This window comes from Cupriavidus pinatubonensis (assembly GCF_019602855.1).
Taxonomy (GTDB): Bacteria; Pseudomonadota; Gammaproteobacteria; order Burkholderiales; family Burkholderiaceae; genus Cupriavidus; species Cupriavidus pinatubonensis.
The window spans coordinates 148,357-166,831 of record NZ_CP080769.1; the positions used below are offsets into that span (position 1 = coordinate 148,357).

Consider the following 18,475-nt stretch of genomic DNA (forward strand, 5'->3'; position numbering starts at 1 on the left):
ATTGCCTCACTGGCTGCAGCCGTGCGTCATTGCATTACGTCGCGGGAGATGATCATCCGTTGGATCTCGGAGGTCCCCTCGACGATCTCGAGCACCTTGGCATCCCCGAACGCGCGCGATACCGCGTACTCCGTCATGATCCCGTTGCCGCCGTGGATCTGCACGGCTTGGTGAGCCGCCTCCATGGCCTTCTCGGTAGCGAAAAGCTTTGCCATCGAGGCCTGCCGATCGTAGGGCCGGCCCTCGTCCTTGGCCACCGCAGCGTCGTACAGCATCAGGCGGGCAGCGTGCGCGTGGGTCGCCATGTCGGCCAGCTTGAACTGCAGCGACTGGAACTGGTTGAGCGTCTTGCCGAACGCTGTGCGCTCGCTCATGTAGCGGACGGAGCGTTCCAGCGAGCCCTGCAGGATGCCCAGGCCCAGCGTTCCGATCAGGATGCGGCCGGTGCTCACCTGTGACAGGGTCTGCCTGAGGCCGACCCCGACCTCGCCGAGCAGGTGGTCGGCAGGAATGGCGCAGTCCTCGAAGAACAGCTCGAATGTGGTCGATCCGCGCCAGCCGATCTTGTGCAGCTTCTTGCCATGGCTGAAGCCGGGCGTGCCGTTCGGCACGATGAAGTTCGAAATCTCCTTGCGGCCGTCGGGCCGGGTTCCCGTCACCGCCGCGATGACGATCGGGCCGGTGATCTCGGAACCCGAGTTACTGATGAAGGTCTTGGCGCCATTGATGACCCAGCAGCCATCCTTCAGCACGGCTCGGGTCTGGATGTTGGCGGCGTCGGAGCCGGCGTTCGGCTCTGTCAGGCCGATGCAGCCGACCTGCGTGCCCGTCAGGATCGGCCGCAGGAAGCGCGCCTTCTGGCTGTCGGTGCCGTAGTTGTTGAGCAGGCTGGCCGCCGTCGAGTTGGCCATGATGGCCACTGCCACGGCGCAATCGACGCGGGCGATCTCTTCCAGCGCAATGGCGAAGCCAAGCCAGTCGCCGCCGCTACCTCCCCAGGCTTCGGGGTACGGCAGCCCGATATAGCCCAGTTCGCCGGCCCGGCGCCAGATCTCGTAGGGAAAACTCTCCTCTTCCCACAACCGGTGGGCGACCGGTGCGATCTCTTCCTCGGCGAAGCGGCGCACAGCCTCGCGGATCATCTCGTGGTGTTCTGCGACGTAAGCCATCGTCGTCCTCCTCAATACGATTCTTGCAGCATCGCCAGGTAGTCATCGACCGTGGCAGTGCGGGGATTGGTGGCGTGGCAGTGGTCCTTCGTGGCGGCGACCGCGATGTTCTCCAGCACGTCACGCGGCACACCCATGGCGCCGAGACCAGCCGGCAAGCCAAGACGGGCGTTGAGTTCGCTGATGGCCAGAGCCGGGTCCGCGCCGACGGGCAGGCCCATGGCCTGCACCAGTGCGGCCTGCTTGGCTTCGGTCGCCGGCTTGTTGAAGCGCAGCACGGCCGGCAGCAGCACGGCGTTCAGCGTGCCGTGGTGCAACGAGACGCCGGGCACCGCGCCCAGCGGGTGCGACAGGGCATGCACCGCGCCCAGCCCCTTCTGGAAGGCCAGCGCGCCTTCCATGGCGGCCATCATCATGTTCCAGCGCGCGTCGCGGTCGCAGCCGTCGGCGGTGGCCTTGCCGATATTGGCCACGCCGCGGCACAGGCCGTCCAGGGCGATCGCCTCGGCGGGCGGGTTGATGGCCGGCGCCAGGAAGGTCTCGATGCAGTGGGCGATGGCGTCCATGCCGGTCGCGGCGGTCAGGGCCGGAGGCAATCCCAGCGTGAGTTCGGGGTCGCAGATGGCGAGCTTCGGCAGCAGGAACGGACTAAGCAGGCCGAGCTTGCGGCCGGACTCCATGACGATGACAGCGCCCCGGCCCACTTCGCTACCGGTACCCGCAGTCGTCGGGATGGCCACCAGCGGGGCGACCCGGCTGGTGATCCGGCTCGCGCCGCCCTCCACCGCCGCGTAGGTCTGCAGCGGTGCCGGGTGGGTCGCCAGCAGCGCGGTGGCCTTGCCCAGGTCGATGGGCGACCCGCCGCCCACGGCCACGATGCCGTCGCAGCCATTGCCGAGGTAAAGGCCGGTCGCGGCGGACACGGCGGCTTCCGTCGGGTTGGATGGGGTGTCCTCGAAGACAGTGGGCGTGCAATCTGGGCCCAGGGCGTCGAGCACCTTGTCGGCGATACCGGCGGCGCGGATGCCCCGGTCGGTGACGATCAGCGGTCGCTGGATGCCCAGGCGCTGCAGCTCGGCCCCCAGCATCCGGATGGCGCCGAAGTCGATGTGAACGGTAGTCAGGTAGTTGATGACAGCCATGTTTTCCTCGTAGATATGTCGATGCGTCAAGCGCGGAATAGCGTTGAGTCCATGCGCGGAAGCGGCTCCGCCACGCGCACCGGCGGGAAGGCCATCAGGTCTAGCACCTGCGACCTGATGTCAATACCGGGCGCAACCTCCTCCAGCACCAGTCCATCTGGCGCCACCGAGAAGACTGCGCGCTCGGTGATGACCTTGGCCTCCTGGCCGCGCTCGGCCACGTTGCGCCCGAGCGGATAGGTGATCTCGTCCACGCGCTCGACGAACTTGCGCACGCTCCCCTCACGCCCGACCGACAGGAAACCGTCGGTGGTGTCGGCGGCGAGGCCGCCGGTGGTGAAGGTGCCGGTGAACAGCAGCTTGCGCGCGTTGTAGGCGATGTCGATGAAGCCGCCCGGCCCCGGATTGGCCGCGCCGAAGCGGCTGACGTTGATGTTCCCGGCCCGGTCGAACTGGGCAAAGGCCAGCGCCGCCATCGGGCAGTTGCCGCCGTCAATGAAGTCGAACTGCGAGGGGCCGTCGATCAAGGCCTCCGGATACTTGTTGGCGGAGAATTGCCAACCGCTCATCACGACGCCGCCGAAGGGGCCGTGCTCGGTGGTAAAGCTGTAGCGATGCAGGCCGCCGTCGGCGAACAGGCCGTCTTCCATCATCACCGTGGGCACGTCGGACGAAGCGCCGAAGCCGAAGATGCTGACCTCGCCGGGCCTGATTTCCCGGGCCGCCCGCCGAGCGATCACCTTGTCGGCGCCGGGCGTCAGGCGGTCCGAGGCGCGACCGTCGAAAAGCTGGCCGCCCAGATAGGCATCGTCGTACCGGATGTCGGTGGTCATCATGGCGTCGGGTTCCACCACGACGCGATCCACCAGCACGCCGGGAATCCGCACCGCATGCGCCGGCCGGGCGTGGCGCGGCACCAGCTTGCGCACCTGTGCGATCACGGTGCCGCCTGACGCCTTCACCGCCAGCGCCATGGCCAGCGCGCACGACGTGATCGGCTCGTCCTCGAAGCTCAGGTTGCCGTGCTCGTCGGCGCTGGTGGCACGCAGGAACGCCACGTCGAGCGGCCAGCTCGGATAGAACAGGTATTCCTTGCCGTCCAGCTCCTGCATCCGCACCAGGTCCTCGGTGGCGCGCGCCGTGTACTTGCCGCCCTGCTGGCGCGGATCGATGTAGGAGCCGAGGCCGATGCGGGTCAGATAGCCTGGGCTGTGCCGGGCGACCTCGCGCAGCCAGTGCATGGTGGCGCCGATCGGCCAGCAGTAGGCTTCCACCCGATTCTCGCGGATCAGGCGCATGAACTCGGGGCGCTCGCCGGTGGCCGGATTCACCGCATTGGTAAAGTTGCCCGACACGATCCGCTTCATCAGCCCTTCGACGGCCACGTGATCCATGCCGCGGATGCCCATGCCGTCGCCGACACTGACCGGGAAGAAGAAGGTCAGGTCACGAGGCGATCCAGTCTCATGGAAGCGTTGCGCCAGCGCCTGGAACAACGCGTCCGGCGTCAGCCAGCCGATCACGCCGACGCTGCCCACGCTCTGTCCGGGCCGGATATCCGAAACGGCCTGCGCCGCAGTACAGATCTTGCTCATGCGATCTCTCACCTTTCTCGCCGCTCGCCGCCCGGGCTCAGGCCTGGAAATGGATGATGTGGGTACCGACGCAGACCGTCTCGCCCCGCTGGTTGAGTAGCGTGGCCTCAGCCCACAGGCGCTTCTTCTCGTCGTCGGCGCGGGCAATGCGGTAGTTCACGGTGAGGGTGTCTCCGATGCGAACGGGCTTGGTGAAGCGCACGTTGTCGTAACCGTAGGAGACCGCCGGGCGCTTGATCATGTCGAGATACTTGGTCACGGCGCCGGCGATGAAACCGACCATCATGGCGCCCTGCGCGATGCGGCCGCCGAAGCCCATGCGCTTGCAGTATTCTTCGTCCATGTGATTGGGGTGGTTGTCACCGCTGATGCCGGCGAAGGCATAGATGTCGTACTCGCCGAGGGTGCGCGTGTAGCTGGTGTGCGTGCCAATAAGGGTGGATACGTTGCCTTCGTGCGGGATCTTGATGTCGGACACTTGGTTTCTCCGGGAGTGGGTTGGGTTCAGACCTGGGTGGCGTCAATCCTGCCCGCGAGGATGAGCAGAGATTCGAAGAGAAAGTAGTCGCCCCAGACCAGCTCGTTATCCATGGCGACGCCATTGCGCTTGTTGAAGCAGCCGCCGGTGAGGATGCCCGCCTGCCGTTCATCACCTGGGCTGACCGGGGTTAGGAAGCGGATCACGAGTTGCTCGATGCTCTCGACGGCGACCTGGCGGTAGACCGCCGCACGCTCCGGGATGAGCGCAGCCAGTTTGAGCAAGCTGGCTGCGGCGATGGCGGTGGCCGAGGTGTCGCGGTTAGTGTGCGGGATGGCGGGATCGTCGAAATCCCAGAAGGCCACACAGTCGGCGGGGAGGTGCGCGACCCACCAATCGGCCACGCGGATCGCGTCGGATTTGAACGCCTGCTCGCCGCACGACAGCGCCTGTGCGAGGCCGAGCATGCCCCACGCCTGGGCGCGGGCCCAGGTGCTGCTGTCATGAATGCCCTTGTGCGTGTAGCGCTTCACGAGCGAACCATCGGCAGCATTGAATGTGGCGGACTGGCAAACCGAGCCATCCTCCCGCACGCATAAGGCAATGTGCTGGCGCAGGTGCTGGCGGCCGATCTCGCCCGTGCCGAGCGCGGCGTCGTGCCGCAGCAGCAGCGCCACGGTGCCCGGAATCGCATCGATGTTGACCTCGCACGCCCCCACGCTGGAAGCCTCCTCAGCCTCGGTGCCGAGCGGGATCAGGCGGGCTGCTTCGCTGTACATTTCCGCCAGGCCACGCGAGCCGGCGAGGGCGAGCCCCGCGGCCTGCGGATCGGCCAGCAGCGAGCCGCCGAGTTGCGCGCCGTACCAGAAGAGGAACCCTTTGAACACCGACTTCGACGCCACCCGCGGCGCCAGCCGTGCGGACCACATGCGGGCGCTGTCGCGGTACTTCTGCTCGCCAGTGCGCAAGGCAGCCAGCCACAGCATCCCGACCCAGAACCCGCCGGTCCAGTCGCCGGCCGGGGTGCGTGTCCAGGTGCCGTCGGCCGGATTGCCATAGTGCGGAAAGCCCACCTCGTCCTGCGCGATCGTCGCATCGATGCGTTGCAGGCTGCGATCGAGCGCATCATCAATCAGTCTGGAATCCATATGTTTGTCTCCATGCGTACATTGGCTTGTCCGGTCTCCGGTGCCAGCCTTGCGAACCGACTGGGGTGGCGTGCGGAGCGGGGTATGCATGGGATCCTAGGGATTGCGCAAACTAGTGTCCAATATATAATTAATCGATCTTTTATACTCAATGGATATAGTGATGGACCTTCGCCACCTGCGGTACTTCATCGCCATCGCTGAGGAACTTAATTTCACGAGAGCGGCCGAGCGACTGCACATCGCCCAGCCTCCGCTGAGCATGCAGATCCGCCAACTCGAGGAGGAGATGGATGTCACACTGCTAAATCGCACGCGTCGGCATGTGGAGTTGACGGAAGCGGGTCGCATTTTCCTTGAGCAAGCGCGGCAGATCCTGCGAGCTACCGAGAGGGCAGTCGTGCAGGCGCAACGCGCGCATCGCGGCGAGACGGGTCGGCTGACCGTCGGCTTCTTCGAACACACGTCCTACACGCTGCTGCCGCCCATCCTGCGCGCCTACCGAGAACGTTTTCCTTCCGTCGAAATCCTGCTGCGCTGGTTTCCGGTCGTCAAACAGGCGGAAGCTCTGCGCCGGGGTGACGCGGATATTTCCTTCATGCGGCCGGTGCCGGACCTTGAGGAAGTGACATGGGAGACCATCCTGGAAGAGCCGTTCGTGCTGGCCGTGCCGGCAAGACACCCGTTGGCGAACGCTGAGTCGATTTCTCTGAAGAAATGCGCGCAGGAGCCCTTCGTGATGTACATACCGGAGATGGCGCCGGACTTCCACGCCATGAACATGCGCATGTGCGCGTCGGCGGGTTTTGTACCGAAGGTCATCTCGGAAGTGGGGCAGGTCTATACGCTACTCGGCCTGGTCAGCTCCGGTGCGGGCATCGGCTTCGTGCCAGCGTCAGTCCGGAAGGTGAAGTTCGACCACGTGGTTTACAAGCCGATCGAAGGCCGGCAGCCGACAATCGAGATCATGCTCGGCTATAGCCAGCGCACCCCAACGCCGCTCATGACGGCGTTCATCGAGACGGCCAAAAGCATGCTGTGAGGGTTCCCCCGACCTCGCCCGCTGCAACATGGGCAAGGTGGAGGATGGCGCGGGTGTTCAGTCGCGACGGGAGGTCGGCGACAGGCTACCGTCGACGTGGCGGTCGAGCGCCAGTGGGTTGAAGTCGGCCAGCGCGGCCGGCAACAGGCTGGATGGGAAGTTCTGATAGCACACTGGGCGCAGGAACCGCTCGATGGCGGCACTGCCGACCGACGTGCTGCGCCCATCGGACGTGGCCGGGAACGGTCCGCCGTGGACCATGGCGTGGCTCACTTCCACGCCGGTCGGGAAGCCGTTTACCAGGATTCGGCCCGCCCGGTCTTCCAGCCGCGGCAGCAGTTCGGCCGCGAGAGCTTCGTCCGCTGGCGCCATCTGCAGCGTGGCGGTCAGTTGCCCTTCCAGCCCGTCGAGCACCGCCGCCACATCCGCCGCCGAGCGGCATCTGACGATCAGCGAGCAGGGACCGAATATCTCCTCACCCAGTTCCGGAAACGCCAGAAAGCTGGCCGCGTCGGTGGCGAACAAATGGGCCGTCGCCGCGCACGCGTCGCTGCTGCTCTCGCCGGTGGCCACGCTTCGGACTGCCTCATGCGCCCGCAGGCGCGCCACCCCGGCGGCGTAGGCGCGGCCGATGCCGGGCGTCAGCATCGTACCCGCCGGCTTGCCTTGTACGGTCCGCCCGGCTTCGGCCTCGAAGCGATCACAGTCGTCCCCTTCCAGCGCGATCACCAAACCGGGGTTGGTGCAAAACTGGCCGACGCCCATCACGAGCGAATCGACGAATTCCCGCGCGATGCCTTCGGCACGATCTACCAGCGCATGTGGCAGCAGGAGCACCGGGTTGACGCTGCTCATTTCGGCGTAGACCGGAATCGGCACCGGCCTGGCCATTGCCTGCCGCAAGAGCGCGAGGCCACCGGCCCGGGAGCCGGTGAAGCCGACTGCCCGGATGGCGGGATGCCCGACGAGCGCCTGTCCTACGTCATTGCCAACGCCAAAGAGCAGCGAGAACGTCCCCTCCGGCATCCCGTATTCGGCCACCGCCGCCTGGATGACCCGGCCGACCAGTTCGGAAGTGCCGGGATGCGCGGGGTGGGCTTTGACGACCACCGGGCAGCCCGCCGCGAGGGCCGACGCCGTGTCGCCACCGGCCACCGAGAACGCCAGCGGGAAATTGCTGGCGCCGAAGACGGCCACCGGGCCCAGCGGGACGTTGCGTCGGCGCAGGTCGGGGCGCGGCAGCGGCGTGCGATAGGGCAAGGGCGTATCCAACGTCGCCCCATGCCAGTGCCCGGCCCGTACAACCCCTGCGAACAGCCGCAACTGGCCCGCCGTGCGCGCCTGCTCGCCCTGCAGACGCGCTCGCGGCAGAGCCGTCTCGGCCATGGCGCGCTCGATGAGGGCGTCGCCGAGGCCTTCGATGCCGGTGGCGATTGCTTCCAGGAAGCTGGCGCGGGTCTCGGGCGTCGTCTCGCGATACCTCGCAAAGCTGCTCGCAGCCAGGCGGCAGGCCCGATCGACGTCGGCGGGGCCGGCGCCGCCGAACGCGGGCTCGATGTCGGCGGCAAGCGCCGGAGAAAACGCCTTGAACGCGCCAGCGGTGCCGCTGACGCTGCTCTGCCCGATCAGCATATGTCCGGTGATCCTCATGACGCCTTCTTCCCAATGAGCGGGCAGCCACCTTCTTCCATCGGCCGGAACGCCTCGGTGGCGGGAATGGTGGCGATGAGCTTGTAGAAGTCGCCCGCGTACTTCGATTCCGACGGCTTCTTCACCTCGAAAAGATAGAGCGGGTGGATCTTCCGGCCGTCTTCGCGGATGCTGCCCTTGCCGAACAGCTTGTCGTCGGTGGGCATCGCCTTCATCTTCGCGACCACGGCAGCGCCGTCGCCGTCCGCCTTCATCGCCGCCACTGCCTTCAGGTAGTGGATCACCGCCGAGTACGTGCCCGCCTGCGCCATGGTTGGAAACTTGCCGTTGTTGGCGGCGGCGAATTCCTTGCCGAACTTGCGGTTCTCATCGGTCATGTCCCAGTACCAGGTCTCGCTCAGCAAAAGGCCTTGGGCGGCTTTGAGGCCGAGCGCCTGGACATCGCTGCTGAAGACGAGCAGGCCTGCCAGCTTCTGACCGCCGGCGGTCACGCCGAACTCGGCGGCCTGCTTGACCGCGCCGATGGTGTCCCCCCCGGCGTTGGCCAGGCCCACTACCTGCGCCTTGGAGGCCTGAGCCTGAAGCAGGTAGGAGGAGAAATCGTTGCCCGGGAAAGGATGCCGGACCTTGCCGAGGACCTTGCCACCGTTCTTGACGACAACGGCCTCGGTGTCGCGTTCGAGCGAGTGGCCGAAGGCGTAGTCAGCAGTCACGAAGAACCAACTCTTGCCACCAGACTTGACAACCGCCTTACCAGTCCCATTCGCCAGTGCCCACGTGTCGTAGGCCCAGTGGATCGCATTGGGCGTGCAGGCTTTGCCGGTGAGGTCGGAGGTGCCGCCGCCGGTGACAATCATCACCTTGTTCTTCTCCTTGGCCACCTGGTTGACCGCCAGGACGACCGACGAGGTCGGCACGTCGACGATAGCGTCCACCTTGTCCACGTCGAACCAGCGGCGGGCGATGCTCGCCCCGACGTCCGGCTTATTCTGGTGGTCGGCGGCCACGATCTCCACCTTCAGACCATGCTTCTCGGGCGCAAAGTCCTGGACTGCCTTCTTCGCGGCCCAGACCGAACCGGGACCAGCCAGCCCGGCATAAACGCCGGTCTGATCGTTGAGCACGCCGATCCGGACCACGCCGTCCGTGATCTCGGCCTGCGCCGTCGAGGCCGTCAGCAGCGCGGCGAGCGAAAGCAGCTTGATGCGATTGTTCATCATGTGTCTCCTCTACTGTGGGGATAGATATGGGGTGTTCCGTTCAGCGCCAGATTTCATGCCTTTCCTTCCACGCGCCGGCCAGGCACGCCTGCTCCGGCGGGCGTTTCGTCATGACTTGGTGCCGGCACGGCAGCGTGGCACGGTGCGGGCCGGCCGCGGCGGTTGCCTACAATGTTCTGGCACAACGCGTTCAACTCGCCGACGATGCCGCGGCGGAACGCCAGCACGCACACGACGAAGATGCTCCCCATGATCACGGTGATCATGGAACCGACCTTGTCGGCCAAGGCGTTCTGGATGGCGACCACTATGCCCGCGCCCACCACCGGGCCGAAGGCCGTGCCAAGGCCGCCCAACAGCGTCATCAGCACGACTTCGCCGGAGGTGTGCCAGTGCGCGTCGGTCAGCGTGGCAAACTGGAAGACCAGGGTCTTGGTGGCCCCGGCAAGGCCGGCCAGGCCCGCCGAGAGGACGAAGGCCAGCAGCTTGTAGCGCGCGACGTCGTAGCCCAGCGAGGTGGTGCGCGCCTCGTTCTCGCGGATCGCCTTCAGGATCTGGCCGAAAGGCGAATGGATGATGCGGTGGATCAGCCAGAAGGCGAACAGGAAGATCGCCAGCACGAAGTAGTACATGCGCAGGTCCGACGCCAGGTCGATCAGGCCGAACAGCCTGCCTCGCGAAATAGCCTGCATGCCGTCCTCGCCGCCGGTGAACGGCGCCTGCAGGAACAGGAAGTAGAACATCTGTGCCAACGCAAGCGTGATCATCGCGAAGTAGATGCCCTGCCGGCGAATAGCGAGCGCCCCGACGACAAAGCCCGCGGCAGCCGAGACGGCCGTGCCGAGCAGCAGGCCGAGTTCCGGGGTCAGCCCCCAGGTCTTCATGCCGTAGCCCGATATGTAGGCCGCCGTGCCGAGGAACGCCGCATGGCCGAACGAGAGCAGGCCGGTATAGCCGAGCAGCAGGTTGAAGGCGCAGGCGAACAAGGCGAAGCACAGCACCTTCATCAGCATCACCGGATAGAGCACGGCCGGGGCCGCCAGCGCGCCCAGCAGAAGGACACCGTAGCCAAGATTTCTCATTTTCATACTCGACCTCACTTTTCCTTGCCAAACAGGCCTGCCGGCCGAACCATCAGCACGATGACCATGATCACGAAGACCACCGTGGCCGACGCCTCCGGATAAAACACCTTTGTCAGTCCTTCGACCACGCCCAGCCCCAGCCCGGCGACGATCGCGCCAAGGATGGAACCCATGCCGCCGATCACCACCACCGCGAACACGACGATGATCAGGTTCGACCCCATCAGCGGACTTAGTTGCCCCGTCGGTGCTGCCAGCACGCCGGCCAGCCCGGCCAGGCCCACGCCGAAGGCATAGGTCAGCATCACCATCACCGGCACGTTGACGCCGAAGGCTTGGGTAATGCTTGGGTTCTCGGTGGCGGCGCGCAGGTAGGCGCCGAGGCGGGTCTTCTCGATCGTGAACCAGGTCACCAGGCACACTGTGAGCGAGGCGCCGATGACCCACGCGCGGTATTTCGGCAGGCTCATGAAGCCGAGGTTGATGGCGCCGGCCACCTCGTCGGGAATCGAATAGGGCTGCCCCGAGACGCCGAACTGGAAGCGGAACAGGCCTTCGATAATCAGCGCCAGCCCGAAGGTGAGCAGCAGCCCGTACAGGTGGTCGAGCTTGTACAGCCACCGCAGCAGGCCGCGTTCGATGGCGATACCCGCTAGCCCGACCAGCGCCGGCGCCGCCAGCAGCGACCACCAGTAGCTGATGCCGAGATACTCCAGGCCCGCCCAGGCGACGAATGCGCCCACCATAAACAGCGCGCCGTGGGCAAAGTTGATGATGTTGAGCATGCCGAAGATCACGGCAAGTCCGAGGCTGAGAATCGCGTAGAACGAGCCGTTTACCAGCCCGAGCACGAGTTGCCCCAACAGCCCCTGTAGCGGGACTCCCAGAATCGTTATCATGTTGTCTCCTCCGCAGCGGTCTCAGACACCCAGGAGTTCCTGGAGCAGGTGCTGCTTCTCGTGAATCTCGTGCTGGTGGATCTCCGCGGCGATTTGGCCGTGCTCCACCACGTACATGCGGTCGGCCAGCGGCGCGGCGAACCGGAAGTTCTGCTCCACCAGCACGATCGTGTAGCCCTTCGCCTTGAGGTCGCGGATGACCTGGGCGAGCTTCTGCACGATCACCGGCGCCAGTCCCTCGGAGATTTCGTCCAGCAGCAGCAGCCGCGCCCCGGTGCGCAGGATGCGCGCCATCGCCAGCATCTGTTGCTCGCCGCCCGAGAGCCGCGTGCCCTGGCTATGCCGCCGCTCGTGGAGGTTGGGGAACATCGCGTAGATCTCTTCGAGGCTCATCCCGCCGCCACCCACCTGCGGCGGCAGCAGGAGGTTCTCCTCGCAGGAGAGACTGGAATAAATCGCCCGCTCTTCCGGGCAAAAGCCGACGCCGAGACGCGCGATGCGATGGGCCGGCATGCCGATTGCCTCGCGGCCGTCGATCATGACCGAGCCGGCGCGCCGCCCCGTCAGGCCCATGATGGCGCGCAGGGTGGTGGTACGGCCTGCCCCGTTGCGGCCGAGCAGGGTCACGCACTCTCCCTCGTTCACCAGCAAGTCGATGCCGTGCAGGATGTGCGATTCGCCGTAGAAGGCATGGAGGTCGGTGACCCGCAGGTATTCCGTCGCCATGATCAATGCCCTCCCGGCGCAGCGAGCGCGGCATCAGCGCTGCCCATATAGGCCTCGATGACCTGCGGGTTGGCGGAGACTTCCGCGTATGTGCCCTCGGCCAGCACGCTGCCGCGCGCCAGCACCGTGATGGCGTCGCAGATGCCGGACACCACTTTCATGTTGTGCTCCACCATCAGGATGCTGCGATTGGCCGAGACCTTCTTGATGAGCTGCATGACGCGGTCAACGTCCTCGTGGCCCATGCCCTGCGTGGGCTCGTCGAGCAGCATCAGCTCGGGGTCGAGGGCCAGCGTGGTGGCGATTTCCAGCGCGCGCTTGCGGCCGTACGGCATCTCGGCGGTCGTCATGTCGGCGAAGTCCTCCAGTCCGACGTCGGCGAGCAATGCCATGGCCCTGTCGTCGAGCGATGCGAGGACTTTCGGCGAGCGCCAGAACTGGAAGGAAATCCCGAGCCTGCGCTGCAGCGGGATACGTACGTTCTCGAGCAGGGTCAGGTGCGGAAACACCGCCGAGATCTGGAAGGAGCGCACCACGCCCCTGCGTGCGATCTGCGCCGGCTTCTCGCCGGTGATCTCGGCACCGTTGAACCGTATGGTGCCGCGCGTGGGATCCAGGAACTTGGTAAGGAGGTTGAAGCAGGTGGTCTTGCCTGCACCGTTCGGACCAATCAGCGCGTGGATGTGCCCACGCCTGACCTTGAGACTGACGTCGTTTACGGCGACAAATCCCTTGAATTCTTTCCTCAGTCCGACGGTTTCAAGAATGAGATTGCTTGCCATGGTCATTTCCGCGCCCGTTGTTGGGTCTGCTGGAGAATATGGCCGCAACTAAAACACGTCCAATATATTATTGGTTCGTCATTGACACTTTTTGTGTATATGTTGGAGGCGCGCAGCCAGTCGGGCGCCACTCGCGAATTGTCGCGGACGTCAGGACACGAAGGCGTGTCGAAGTGCCACAAGGCGACAGAAGCGATTGGTATCTGCACCCGACTTACGCGGTAACGCCAGCGCGCGAACCGTTGGGCATGCTTGACGCTTACATGTGGGCGCGCGAGCCCAAGGGTCCGGATGGCGTGCGGCCGGGCATTAAGGAGAGTACCCGCCGGACCGAAGGGTATGAGCGGGTCGCCGAACAAGCGGCCACACTGCCTGCCACGCGACTCGTCTATGTGGCTGACCGGGAGCGGACATCATGGCGCTGATGGTCAAGGTAAAGGAGTTGGGCCACCCGGCGGATTGGCTACTGCGCTCGCAGCACAATCGCACCTTGCCTGGCGGCGGCACGCTGTGGGACCGATCGCGCACTCTCCGCTGCTGAAGCGCTGCGCGCGTTACGTGAGGGACTCGGCTGACTTATGTATAAAGGTATGCGTCTTCGAATCAACGAATTGAATGGCCGCTTTCCATAGGCTGACGAGGGGCTGACGAGGGGCTGACGAGGGGCTGACGAGGGGCTGACGAGGGGCTGACGAGGGGCTGACGAGGGGCTGACGAGGGGCTGACGAGGGGCTGACGAGGTCGCTGGCCAACTCACTTTGTTGACTCTCAACGCACAGGCAGCGCGCGAGCGTCATTTCCGTTTGGCGCCTTCACAAACGCAGCATAAATTCAGCAAAGGCTTCCGAGTTAAGCGGGCGGCTGATTAGATAGCCCTGAATGGAGTCGCATCCGGCGTCCTTCAACTCTGCGGCCTGGCGCTGGCACTCGACGCCTTCTGCGATAGTTTTCATGCCCAGCGAACGAGCAAGACCGACAATGCCTCGAATGACCGCAGAGGCCTTCTCCGACTCCACCAGCGCTCGAACAAACGCCTTGTCGATCTTGAGCGTGTCGATAGGCAGTCGGACCAGATAGCCGAGACTGGAGTATCCAGCGCCGAAGTCGTCAAGCGGTGTGGATATTCCGGCTTGCTTAAGCGCGGCAAGAACCGACGTTGCCTTTTCGATATCACTCACAAGAGAGTCCTCCGTGACTTCAATATCGAGCATGGCGGGGGAGATGTCGTACGCCCTCGCGATATGCAGAATTCTATCGGATAGTCCCACACCGAGAAGTTGCCGAGCCGACAGATTGAGGCCGATCCGCGGTACGAATTGAAATGAACGCGTCCCACCCGTGGGCGGTGGGGTCAAGGGATCTTGAGATCGACCCTTACGGGCCAACGACATGGAAGTGTCCAGGAGAGCTGCTGCCCATCCTGTCAGTGTCTGAACAAGCGAAAACCTAGCGCAAACGGGACGCGTTCATATAGGTTACCCCATTCGCCGCCATGCAACGATATGCTGGCAAACTGCATTGAGCAGCCATTCGGCCAGAGCGCCTTCATATGGCGACTCAAGCAACAGATCCAGGAATGCGGCAGGCGTCAGCAAGCCTCGTTCAGGGTGACGCCAGCGAAGAAGCGCCTCAGCACCGATCAGGGAGGCGTCCGCGAGTGCTATCTGAGGCTGGAAATGAAGCTCAAACTGGTTCGCCGCAAATGCCTCACGGAGATAGATGCGCAAGGCAACGCGGTCGCGCATGCCCCGGTCGAGTGCCGCATCGTATGTGCGCACTTGAAACCCGCCGGATGACTTCGCTGCGTACATGGCCGTATCGGCATGACTCAGCAAGTCCTCGGCTGATTCCGGTTCTCTTCTCAGTAGCGCGATGCCAATGCTCGCGGACAGGGAGACGGATCTTCCGCATGCTTCGAATGGCACTGCTAGCACGTTGAGTACCGAGTTCGCGCTTGACGGCAGCCGGTGTTGTGCAGGGGGCTCAGTCGACGAGTCGCCGTTACCTGGTCATCGAAGGGCGGGCGCCTCGTAAGCGGACATTCGCGAACGGATCGCAAGGGACGCTCATGGCCGAACTCTGCCGTCGGGCCATCTCGCGATGGCAGATACCTTGGGCGCGTTGCCGAGCCATGAGTTAGATACCGTCAGACGGCAGCCACCTTGTTGGCGTGGTTAGAGGCGAATTCGCGTTGTGACGATGGGGGTTGAAGGGTCCCGCTGCACACCTGTGAGCCCAGCCCCGCTTTGCTGGCAACGATCTCGAGTCCTTCCGGCAGCCGCACGCCGTTCTTCGCCGCTGTCAACTCCGCCAGGATCGAGATGGCGATCTCATGCGGTGTCCTGCTGCCGATATATATGCCCACTGGCCCGTGCAGGCGAGCCAATTCCTCGGCTGTCACATCGAACTCCCCCAGCCGTTCGCGCCGAGCACGATTGTTGGCGCGGGAACCAATGGCGCCGACGTAGAACGCATCGGACTTGAGCGCTTCCATCAGCGCGAGATCATCGAGCTTCGGGTCGTGGGTTAGCGCGATGACGGCGGTGCGGGCGTCGGGGCGCATGGCGAGGACCGTGTCATCGGGCATGGTGCGGACCAGTTCGGCCCCGGCGACAGACCATTCCGACGAATATTCTTCGCGCGGGTCGCAGACTATTACCTGGTAGTCCAGAGCCAGCGCGATTTGCGCGACGAAAGCCGACAATGCGCCCGCACCGATCAGCAAGAGCCGGTAGCGTGGGCCGTGGACCGTGACGAGACGACCGCCGTCGAACAACAGCGCTGCTGTCGGTGCAGCCGGCCGGAAGGTAGTGGTGCCGTTGGCGATATCCACCTCCCGAGCGAACAGCATCCGCTGGCCGGCCAGTTCCAACATCCGCCCGATCATTACCGCGTCCCGCAACGGCTCCATCACGAGCTGGATGGTGCCACCGCAAGGCAGCCCCATGCGTCGCGCTTCTTCCGCGTTGACGCCGTAGGTGATGACCTCCGGCGTACTTCCTGTCGGCTGCGCCGCCCGGCCTCGGTAGATCAGGTCGTCCTCGATACAGCCGCCCGAGACCGACCCTGAAACCCGACCGTCATCTCGCAGGGCGAGCATGGCGCCGATCGGGCGCGGACTCGAGCCCCAGGTGCGGGTCACCGTAACCAGCGTCACGCCGAATCCAGCATCGAGCCAGCGCTTTGCGTCCTTCAGTACCTGCAGGTCGATGCTGTCCATGATGTGCTCCGCGAATGGCGTGTCTATTTTTCCGCGAGACGGCCCAGCGTCTCCGGTACGATTGCTGCCCCCGCCAGGTAGATCAGCGTGACCACTGCGACGAAGATGCCAAGGACTACCGGAAGGTCGGCTGGTGTGCGCGCAGCGAGTGAGGCCAGGGTCGGCATCATTCCGCCAATGGCGAAGCCGATGTTCCACGAGAGTCCCGTGCCCGAGGCGCGGATGCTGGTGGGGAATCGTTCGTTCAGGAAGATCAGGATCGGCGCAAAGCCGGCGCACCCGAGCATGCTGAGGGCCGCCGCGTAGACGCCGCGGAGAACGGCGGTCGGTGCGGCCGGCATCCACTGGTAGAGCAGCGGCATCAGCACCACGCTGACCGCGCCGATCAGCAGGAAGGCGCGCTTGCGCCCGATCATCGTGCTGAGGTGGCCCGCTGCTACCGACGCCACAATCACGCCGACGCTGCTCAGCATCAGGGTCGCCGCAGCCTCCCCGGGGGACGCCTTCACCACGACCTTAAGGAAGGTCGGCAGGTAGCCGGACGTCAGGTAGTAGGCGCTGCCGCCTCCCACGGTGAGCAGGATGTTGACCAGCAGTACGCCGCGATATTCGCGCGAGAACAGCGTGCGCAGCGGATGCGTCTGCGGCTTTGCTTGGCCGCTTGCCGCCTTTGCCGCTTGTAACTGCTTCCACAGCGGCGACTCCTCCAGCGAATTGAAGATGACCAGCCCGAGCACCGAGCTGACGATGCCGGCGAAAAACATGCAGCGCCATCCCCAATTCTCGAAGGCGTCGCCGGGAAAGAGGGCCGTCATCGCCATATACGTGATCGACGCCAGCAGCGCCCCAATGCCCGCGCCGCCACCGCCCACCAGTCCCGACACCGCCCCGCGCCATGACGGCGGTACCGATTCCGTGCCGATGGTATGGGTCGACGCTACCACCCCACCGACGAACACCCCCTGCACCAGGCGCAGCAGGATGAACAGCGCCGGCGCAAAGAGGCCGATCTGGCCGACCGTCGGCAGTAGCCCGAATGCCGCCGTCGACAGGCCCACGCCGGTCACGGCAACCACCATCGCCCCCTTGCGGCCATGTCGGTCCGCGTAGGAGCCGAAGATGGCCGAGCCGAGCGGCCGCATCAGCAGCGTCACCGCGAACGACGCGTAGACAGCCGCCAGCGACAGCATCGCGTGCTCGGAAGGAAAGAACAGCTTGCCGATCACCGGTGCCACGAACAGCAGGATGAACAGGTCGAACAGATCGAGCGCCCATCCCATGCATGAGGCCGTCACCGCTCCCAGCACCTGCCGGTTGCTCGCAGCCGGTGACACCACGGTCCCCGAGCCGCCCAGTTTCGGCTTGTCGTTTGCCAGCATTTCCATCGTTGTCTCCTTGTTTCTTTGAACAAGCGGCTCCCCGCGATGCCCGCCAAAGGGCATCGCCGCGGGGCCTTCTTACCTCGGAGGGCGGGCAGTTCAGCCCCGCCCGCGCATACGGTCAGCTACCGCGAAATGCAGGTTTGCGCTTCTCGTGGAACGCTTCAACGCCCTCGCGAAAGTCGTCCGAGCTACGCAGGCGGCTGTAGCAGTGCCCTTCGAGTTCGATGGCGATCGAAAGCGGCGCGTCCTCGGTGTCATTCAGCAGCTTCTTGGCGGTGCGCTGGGCCAGCGGCGAGAATGCACGCAGTTCGTCGGCCAGCGCGTCGGTGGCAGCTTCCAGTTCGGCATCGGCCACGCAGTCCACAACGATGCCCCAGTCGTACGCCTGCCGGCCGGGAATGCGGCGCGAGCGCATGACGATGTCCTTGGTGCGGCCGACGCCCACCATCTTCTGCAGCCGCGCGGAGCCGCCCGAGCCCGGAATCTGGCCGAGCTTCTGTTCGGGCAGCGCGTACTCGGTGGTGTGGGTGGCGATGCGGAAGTCGCACGCCAGCGAGAGTTCGAAGCCAACGCCGAAGCAGTAGCCCCGGTTGGCGGCAATCACCGGCTTGCTGCAACGCGCCGGTGCCGCAATGTTCCACGCCAGCTTCGATACGTGCTCGGGCGATGCCTCCAGGAATCCCTTGATATCGCCCCCGCTCGAGAAATGTTCACCTTGCGAGCGCAGGACGATGACGCGCACGCGGTCGTCGGCGTCCAGCGTCTCGAACACGGCGCGAATCTGGTCGCGGGCAGCCATCGAGATCACGTTGTAGGGCGGGCGGTGCAGGATGATGTCGGCCCGCTCGCGTGCAGGATCGATTTCGACGGAAAAGCCGTCGAGGTTCTGGAGCCGCTGCTGGTCGGGATGGGTCAATGCGAAGGCTTGTGTCACGTC

At 65.0% G+C, this 18,475-nt stretch carries 17 protein-coding genes and 2 pseudogenes; 2 read left to right on the forward strand and 17 right to left on the reverse strand.

Going from position 1 to position 18,475, the window contains the following annotated elements:
• Nucleotides 1-26: 26 nt before the first annotated feature.
• The 5 genes from K2O51_RS32595 to K2O51_RS32615 are packed head-to-tail and all read right to left on the reverse strand — an operon-like array spanning nucleotide 27 to nucleotide 5,532.
• Nucleotides 27-1,169, reverse strand: a complete 1,143-nt coding sequence (locus tag K2O51_RS32595; RefSeq protein WP_011296166.1) for an acyl-CoA dehydrogenase family protein — start codon at nucleotides 1,167-1,169, stop codon at nucleotides 27-29.
• A gap of 11 nt (nucleotides 1,170-1,180) precedes the next feature.
• Nucleotides 1,181-2,311: an iron-containing alcohol dehydrogenase gene (locus K2O51_RS32600; protein ID WP_220632197.1), complete on the reverse strand. Its 1,131-nt coding sequence runs from the start codon at nucleotides 2,309-2,311 to the stop codon at nucleotides 1,181-1,183.
• Between the two features lie 26 nt (nucleotides 2,312-2,337).
• Nucleotides 2,338-3,906 carry an acyl CoA:acetate/3-ketoacid CoA transferase gene (locus K2O51_RS32605; RefSeq protein ID WP_011296168.1) on the reverse strand — a complete coding sequence of 523 codons (1,569 nt, stop codon included), beginning with the start codon at nucleotides 3,904-3,906 and terminating at the stop codon, nucleotides 2,338-2,340.
• A 37-nt stretch (nucleotides 3,907-3,943) separates the two neighbouring features.
• Entirely contained in the window at nucleotides 3,944-4,384 is a 441-nt protein-coding gene (locus K2O51_RS32610; RefSeq protein ID WP_011296169.1) for a MaoC family dehydratase, read from the reverse strand.
• Nucleotides 4,385-4,410: 26 nt separating this feature from the next.
• On the reverse strand, nucleotides 4,411-5,532 hold the full coding sequence (locus K2O51_RS32615; RefSeq protein ID WP_011296170.1) for a glycoside hydrolase family 88 protein: 1,122 nt from the start codon (nucleotides 5,530-5,532) through the stop codon (nucleotides 4,411-4,413).
• A gap of 163 nt (nucleotides 5,533-5,695) precedes the next feature.
• Between K2O51_RS32615 and K2O51_RS32620 the strand changes: the two genes are divergently transcribed.
• Entirely contained in the window at nucleotides 5,696-6,574 is an 879-nt protein-coding gene (locus tag K2O51_RS32620) for a LysR substrate-binding domain-containing protein (protein WP_041680795.1), read from the forward strand.
• Nucleotides 6,575-6,631: 57 nt separating this feature from the next.
• Here K2O51_RS32620 and K2O51_RS32625 read toward each other — a convergent pair whose 3' ends face one another.
• The 6 genes from K2O51_RS32625 to K2O51_RS32650 are packed head-to-tail and all read right to left on the reverse strand — an operon-like array spanning nucleotide 6,632 to nucleotide 12,936.
• Nucleotides 6,632-8,224 (reverse strand): aldehyde dehydrogenase (NADP(+)), encoded by a 1,593-nt coding sequence (locus K2O51_RS32625; protein ID WP_011296172.1) that lies wholly within the window; start codon nucleotides 8,222-8,224, stop codon nucleotides 6,632-6,634.
• Entirely contained in the window at nucleotides 8,221-9,441 is a 1,221-nt protein-coding gene (locus K2O51_RS32630) for an ABC transporter substrate-binding protein (RefSeq protein ID WP_041680896.1), read from the reverse strand. Before K2O51_RS32630 ends, K2O51_RS32625 begins: the two co-directional genes overlap by 4 nt.
• 56 nt (nucleotides 9,442-9,497) lie before the next feature.
• On the reverse strand, nucleotides 9,498-10,526 hold the full coding sequence (locus K2O51_RS32635; protein WP_041680796.1) for a branched-chain amino acid ABC transporter permease: 1,029 nt from the start codon (nucleotides 10,524-10,526) through the stop codon (nucleotides 9,498-9,500).
• Between the two features lie 14 nt (nucleotides 10,527-10,540).
• Nucleotides 10,541-11,428 (reverse strand): branched-chain amino acid ABC transporter permease, encoded by an 888-nt coding sequence (locus tag K2O51_RS32640; RefSeq protein ID WP_011296175.1) that lies wholly within the window; start codon nucleotides 11,426-11,428, stop codon nucleotides 10,541-10,543.
• 21 nt (nucleotides 11,429-11,449) lie between these two features.
• A complete protein-coding gene (locus K2O51_RS32645; RefSeq protein ID WP_011296176.1) occupies nucleotides 11,450-12,154 on the reverse strand; it encodes an ABC transporter ATP-binding protein in 705 nt (234 codons plus the stop codon).
• 2 nt (nucleotides 12,155-12,156) lie between these two features.
• Nucleotides 12,157-12,936 carry an ABC transporter ATP-binding protein gene (locus K2O51_RS32650; RefSeq protein ID WP_041680897.1) on the reverse strand — a complete coding sequence of 260 codons (780 nt, stop codon included), beginning with the start codon at nucleotides 12,934-12,936 and terminating at the stop codon, nucleotides 12,157-12,159.
• A gap of 188 nt (nucleotides 12,937-13,124) precedes the next feature.
• Here K2O51_RS32650 and K2O51_RS35380 point away from each other — a divergent pair.
• Nucleotides 13,125-13,459: pseudogene (locus K2O51_RS35380) on the forward strand (IS4 family transposase); the annotation flags it as partial.
• 289 nt (nucleotides 13,460-13,748) lie between these two features.
• On the opposite strand, the gene K2O51_RS32655 reads toward K2O51_RS35380, so the two are convergent.
• From K2O51_RS32655 to K2O51_RS32675, 6 genes and pseudogenes are all read right to left on the reverse strand, one after another.
• Complete coding sequence (locus tag K2O51_RS32655) at nucleotides 13,749-14,327, reverse strand: EAL domain-containing protein (protein WP_049796604.1); 579 nt, start codon at nucleotides 14,325-14,327, stop codon at nucleotides 13,749-13,751.
• Between the two features lie 84 nt (nucleotides 14,328-14,411).
• A complete protein-coding gene (locus K2O51_RS32660; RefSeq protein ID WP_245002058.1) occupies nucleotides 14,412-14,747 on the reverse strand; it encodes an EAL domain-containing protein in 336 nt (111 codons plus the stop codon).
• Nucleotides 14,748-14,783: 36 nt separating this feature from the next.
• A pseudogene (locus K2O51_RS35385) lies at nucleotides 14,784-14,870 on the reverse strand (hypothetical protein); the annotation flags it as partial.
• A 212-nt stretch (nucleotides 14,871-15,082) separates the two neighbouring features.
• Nucleotides 15,083-16,156: an XdhC family protein gene (locus K2O51_RS32665; RefSeq protein WP_220632198.1), complete on the reverse strand. Its 1,074-nt coding sequence runs from the start codon at nucleotides 16,154-16,156 to the stop codon at nucleotides 15,083-15,085.
• A gap of 23 nt (nucleotides 16,157-16,179) precedes the next feature.
• Complete coding sequence (locus K2O51_RS32670; protein WP_049796606.1) at nucleotides 16,180-17,541, reverse strand: MFS transporter; 1,362 nt, start codon at nucleotides 17,539-17,541, stop codon at nucleotides 16,180-16,182.
• Between the two features lie 115 nt (nucleotides 17,542-17,656).
• Nucleotides 17,657-18,472: an enoyl-CoA hydratase/isomerase family protein gene (locus K2O51_RS32675; RefSeq protein ID WP_011295671.1), complete on the reverse strand. Its 816-nt coding sequence runs from the start codon at nucleotides 18,470-18,472 to the stop codon at nucleotides 17,657-17,659.
• Nucleotides 18,473-18,475: the final 3 nt, after the last annotated feature.

Bases quoted from the DNA above. Each gene is read 5' to 3' on its own strand.
- K2O51_RS32665 (WP_220632198.1), bottom strand. From the start codon at position 16,156: ATGGACAGCATCGACCTGCAGGTACTGAAGGACGCAAAGCGCTGGCTC.
- K2O51_RS32615 (WP_011296170.1), bottom strand. From the start codon at position 5,532: ATGGATTCCAGACTGATTGATGATGCGCTCGATCGCAGCCTGCAACGC.
- K2O51_RS32630 (WP_041680896.1), bottom strand. From the start codon at position 9,441: ATGAACAATCGCATCAAGCTGCTTTCGCTCGCCGCGCTGCTGACGGCC.
- K2O51_RS32640 (WP_011296175.1), bottom strand. From the start codon at position 11,428: ATGATAACGATTCTGGGAGTCCCGCTACAGGGGCTGTTGGGGCAACTC.
- K2O51_RS32605 (WP_011296168.1), bottom strand. From the start codon at position 3,906: ATGAGCAAGATCTGTACTGCGGCGCAGGCCGTTTCGGATATCCGGCCC.
- K2O51_RS32655 (WP_049796604.1), bottom strand. From the start codon at position 14,327: ATGTCGTTGGCCCGTAAGGGTCGATCTCAAGATCCCTTGACCCCACCG.
- K2O51_RS32620 (WP_041680795.1), top strand. From the start codon at position 5,696: ATGGACCTTCGCCACCTGCGGTACTTCATCGCCATCGCTGAGGAACTT.
- K2O51_RS32635 (WP_041680796.1), bottom strand. From the start codon at position 10,526: ATGAGAAATCTTGGCTACGGTGTCCTTCTGCTGGGCGCGCTGGCGGCC.
- K2O51_RS32660 (WP_245002058.1), bottom strand. From the start codon at position 14,747: ATGTACGCAGCGAAGTCATCCGGCGGGTTTCAAGTGCGCACATACGAT.
- K2O51_RS32600 (WP_220632197.1), bottom strand. From the start codon at position 2,311: ATGGCTGTCATCAACTACCTGACTACCGTTCACATCGACTTCGGCGCC.
- K2O51_RS32625 (WP_011296172.1), bottom strand. From the start codon at position 8,224: ATGAGGATCACCGGACATATGCTGATCGGGCAGAGCAGCGTCAGCGGC.
- K2O51_RS32650 (WP_041680897.1), bottom strand. From the start codon at position 12,936: ATGGCAAGCAATCTCATTCTTGAAACCGTCGGACTGAGGAAAGAATTC.
- K2O51_RS32645 (WP_011296176.1), bottom strand. From the start codon at position 12,154: ATGGCGACGGAATACCTGCGGGTCACCGACCTCCATGCCTTCTACGGC.
- K2O51_RS32670 (WP_049796606.1), bottom strand. From the start codon at position 17,541: ATGGAAATGCTGGCAAACGACAAGCCGAAACTGGGCGGCTCGGGGACC.
- K2O51_RS32595 (WP_011296166.1), bottom strand. From the start codon at position 1,169: ATGGCTTACGTCGCAGAACACCACGAGATGATCCGCGAGGCTGTGCGC.